This window comes from Pradoshia sp. (assembly GCF_051873915.1).
Classification (GTDB): Bacteria; Bacillota; Bacilli; order Bacillales; family Pradoshiaceae; genus Pradoshia.
Genome location: NZ_JBJEFJ010000147.1, coordinates 1 through 1560, shown reverse-complemented (window position 1 = coordinate 1560; position 1560 = coordinate 1). Strand labels below are relative to the sequence as shown.

Sequence of the window (1560 nt, the reverse complement as noted above, 5' to 3'; positions counted from 1 at the left end):
TTATGTTCACGTATTTATGTCCTTCAACTTTTACCACTTGCAGTTCGCGCGTCAGTTTCATAATCTGAGCTGCGCCGTATTTTTCGTTGAGTATTTTGTACTGCAGAAGACGTTCGAGAAGGACAGCTGTATAACAGATGAGGAAATGGCCTTTTATACTGTTCTCTTTCTGAAGGAACACGGGTCTTGCATCGAGTTCGGATTTCATTATCCTGAAGGATTCTTCTATCTTCCACAAATTGTGATAGGCATCATAAATCTGTCGCTCATTCATGCCGGTTTCAGATGTTACAATCATGTTATATCCGGCAAGAGCCTTTGCTTCCTTTATTTTGTCCTCGTTCATGCATACTGCAACTCTGTCATCGGTGACTGAGCCTTCCGAAGTGGATTTGAAGCTGACATACTTTGCAGAATCACCAAACTGACTTTTCTTTGCAGAGGAAAGGCACAGGGCTCTTGCTTTTGCAACTTCTCTGTCGATTTCAAATATCTGCTTTGCGGCAAGCTGAGGGTTATATGTGACCACGCGCTTTTCTTCAATGGTGAAGCTGTGTTTTTTACCCGTGCTGTCTTTGTATTCGTAAGGGAATACGTCCACACATGACTTGTAGCGATATCTTATGTTTCCATCAGAGTCTTTGACATCAGTCCAACTGTTAGGGTCATTTCTATCGCATGAATTGCCGCTGTCGAGAAGCAGCCATTTCTTTTCTGTCTGAGGCAGTGTCTTTACGGATTTGGAGAATATATATCCGTCTTTTCTTTTGATTGCCTCGTGTATGTTTTCTGCGCAGTTAAGTCCTTTGTCTGCAACTTGAATAGTTCTGCCGTTTATGCCGCCTGCAGCTTTCATCTCGCTGATGATCTGCCTAAGCTTAGGCCTTTCGCTTTCGTTGCCCGGGAACACTCTCATACTGATAGGAATCTGGTTTGCATCAAGAAGCAGCCCGAGGCCGACAAGTGGTTCATGCTTGTTTTCTTTTGATGGACCTTTTTTTTGAAAGTCCGTTTCTCTGTCTATTTCGAAGTAAAAATTGGTACAGTCAAAATATGTCTTTGATGTATCGATGCCAAATTTTTCTGCAGTTGCGGCAGTGAGTATCTCTACAATCTTCTCATATTCCGAGCCCATGTAATCGCATATGCTAAGGATCTGGTCGTAGGAGATGTTGTAATCTCCGTAAAGGCATGGCAGTACATCGTGAAATGTAGCATGTTTTGAACATGGCGATACTAACCTTGCGGAAACAAGAGCTTCAAGGCCTTCGTAAAGATTAAACTGAAACTGTCTTACTGACTGCATTAGGTCAAGGTACTTCTTTATGTCGAGGGTGTTGAGTATTGCGACAAAAGGAAAGTGGCCTATATATCGCATTGGCGATTTGCCAATCTGCTTTTCTTTGCTTGCAGCCTTTTCCTTTTTTCTCTCACTGTTAAGTCTGTCAACTTCAGCCTGATAGTAGGAGACAGGATCTTCGATACCTCTATCCTTAAGGGTTTCAACAGAACCATATGAGGCATAGAGCTTCTGGGCAGTCTGCTTCTTTTCAGGATGAT

Annotated in this window: 1 protein-coding gene; it reads right to left on the bottom strand. The window is 42.7% G+C overall.

Features of this window, described 5'->3' with window-relative positions; genetic code table 11:
* A partial coding sequence (locus ACI35L_RS13300; protein WP_439803085.1) for an IS1634 family transposase occupies positions 1-1560 on the bottom strand: 1560 nt, incomplete at both ends.